Annotated in this window: 2 protein-coding genes and 1 pseudogene; all 3 read left to right on the plus strand. The window is 58.9% G+C overall.

Going from position 1 to position 2,638, the window contains the following annotated elements; all coding sequences use genetic code 11:
• Positions 1 to 1,036, plus strand: a pseudogene (locus tag ACF8E5_RS14010) (hypothetical protein); the annotation flags it as partial.
• Between the two features lie 330 nt (positions 1,037 to 1,366).
• Positions 1,367 to 2,134: a PoNe immunity protein domain-containing protein gene (locus ACF8E5_RS14015; RefSeq protein WP_392475410.1), complete on the plus strand. Its 768-nt coding sequence runs from the start codon at positions 1,367 to 1,369 to the stop codon at positions 2,132 to 2,134.
• Positions 2,131 to 2,469 carry a hypothetical protein gene (locus tag ACF8E5_RS14020; RefSeq protein WP_392475411.1) on the plus strand — a complete coding sequence of 113 codons (339 nt, stop codon included), beginning with the start codon at positions 2,131 to 2,133 and terminating at the stop codon, positions 2,467 to 2,469. The genes ACF8E5_RS14015 and ACF8E5_RS14020 overlap by 4 nt, the downstream gene beginning before the upstream one ends.
• The last annotated feature ends 169 nt before the right edge of the window (positions 2,470 to 2,638 follow it).

A 2,638-nucleotide genomic window follows, 5' to 3' on the forward strand; every position in this document is an offset into this window, starting at 1 on the left:
GCCGCGCCAGTCGCCGCCCGGCTCATCGGCTCCGGCATCCAGCGGCAAGCCAGCGCAGCAGAGCTCCAGCACCGCCAGCCAGACACCGGCTACCTCATCCACACCCGCTGCCCGGCGCGACACACCCGATACCGCCGGCAAACCGCAAGCGCAGAGCGGCACCTCCGGCAACCAGACCGCCGCCTCGGCCCCGGCCAGCAAGCCGCAGCAACAACCCGCCGCCGCCCGCCAGCAACAGCCCGCCACATCGCCCCCTGCCAGCAGCGGGCGCAGCACCCAGCCCAGCGCCGACAAACAGCCAGCCCCGGCCAAACGCGATGTCGCCACCGAGCCCAAAGGCAGCGTCACTCCGCGCCAGGGCCAGGTCAGCCCGCAACTGCGGCAAAGCCAGCGCTCGCGCTACAGACGGTCAAAGGCTGGCGCTCAGGGCGAGCACATCGCCGATTACTATTTCGTCAAGAACAAGAAGTCGCGGCAGAAGGTCAACCACAACGGCACCCTCTACGAAGGCCGCCAGCCAGGCCACCAGGGCATCGACCATATCTGGCACAGCGGCAGCCTGCCGCAAAGCTACCGGATCAGCGACACCAAAGGCACCAACGAGCCCTTCCACAAGAAACTGGAAGGCGCCATGCAAGTCTGGCAGACCCTGGAATATGGGCTGGAGCAGGCACTTGGGCAAGGGAATGAAGCCAAAGTGCGTAACTCCGTAGGCAAAACAGTTAGCGATGGGCGACAAATGAGCCACAGATGGATCTTTAGGAACATTCAAAATTCAAAGATCACTTCCGCACATACCGCCTTAATCTCCAAGATCAAATCATGGAGAGCAGTTGACTTTGACCCAGAAATTATGACATGCCCTTACGACCGTAGTTTAATCACCGTAGTTGGCCCAAACTATATCCAGCATGACAACAATGCTAAAACTAAAGCAGCTAACAGGCAGGCGGCCGCAGGGAAATGTCGCAAATCGGCAAGCCGACATCAAATTGCCACAGAGTTTGTTATTCCAACAAACTTTCTATCAGAATAAAACTTGAAACTCAAGCAGTGACAAATGCACATGAAAAACACTAACAGCATCAACTGGGATCACTGGGCAGCATCCAAAGTTGCAGCATCGCAGTTTGAACAGCGACGGGAACCCCACCTACGTTACGTCACATACACAGCACAGTTTGATGAAACTCTTGAACGCATCCAGTTGGTCTGCTCAAGAATTTCTACTATTGCGAATGGAACAAAACCTGGTGGAATGATGAACTCCACCAACCTTCGTCTATGCGACCTCTTAGACTGGCTTAGCTTGCAGTATTCCGCCGGGGCTCCAGTGGGGCTATTTGACGAGATTTGGCCCTGCGCAATGGAGTGGGCTGAAGAATACGCCCAATGCCATGCCGCCTACCACAACTCGCCGGAAGCGGGTAACCATATGACACCGCATGCGGCATTACGTACCGAAGATTACTGGACGATGGCCCTGCGTCTTGTCTGCTTCGGTTTATTGACTGGCAACGCCGCACAGATGCCACGGGTGATGCAATTCCTCGACTATGGCAATGAGGATATGGACGTGCGTGATGGCCTGCTTGAGCGCCTGGTCGCGCCCTTTGTTGCCGGTCGTGGTACGCCCCCAGATACCGCCACTCGCCATCTTCCCTACCGCAAGCTGTTCAAGGTATTCGATGCCGCCCCCGACAAGCGCCCGGCGCTGATGGCCAAGTACCTGGACGAGTGGTATCACGCCAGCCGCCGCGAGCCCTATATCGACCAGCATGGCGAAGCAGACTTCAGTTTTTATGGCTACTGGTCGTGGGAAGCTGCCGCCGTCACCTGGCTGCTGCAGATTGACGACAGCAGCTACCGCGACATGCCGTTCTACCCCCGCGACTTGGCGGACTTTGCCCACAACCTGCCGGCTACACCCGCTACGCCATCGGCACCGCCGCCCACCTACGCCGGCCAGTCCTGCCCGCGCGCCGGTTACTGGTTCACCCTGGCCCAGCACGGCTCGCGCCGACAGTTCGCCCAGGACGACCTATTCCCTGAAATCCCCAGCGAAACCAGTAAGGGCCTGACCCTCTGGCAATGGGCCGATGACCAGGGCGACCAGGGAACATCCGGCCAATGACCATAGCCAGCCCGCTGCCAACAACTGCCCTGAATACGTCTGCTCTGCCGAGCTGGCAGCAGTGGGCTGCCTCAGAAATGCCGGCTGATCAATTTGAACAACTGCGCGAGCCACATTTACACCACACGCCTTATCTATCGTTTTTCAACGAAACGCTAAGCAGCATCGTAAAAGTAAGCAACGGTTTGTCATCCCCTTCTGACAAAGCAACTTTGATAGGGCTATCAACATCTGCACAACAACGCTACCGCGATATGCCGTTCTACCCCCGCGATCTGCTGGACTTTGCCCGCAACCTGCCGGCCCCGCCCACCACGCAGCAGCAAAATACCTGACGCCTACCCACTGATGCGTCCGCCGGGCGCGCAAGGAGTGAAAGATGAACTTCCCTGGCAAGCGCCCCGTCCGGCTGGGCGACAAGACCACCCACGGCGGCGCCGTGATCGCCGCCCCCAACCGCAGCTCGGCCGGGGGCATTCCGCTGGCGGTGATCGGCGATGCGGT

The sequence above is a fragment of the Pseudomonas sp. WSY_20 genome, assembly GCF_043104335.1.
GTDB lineage: Bacteria > Pseudomonadota > Gammaproteobacteria > Pseudomonadales > Pseudomonadaceae > Aquipseudomonas > Aquipseudomonas parafulva_B.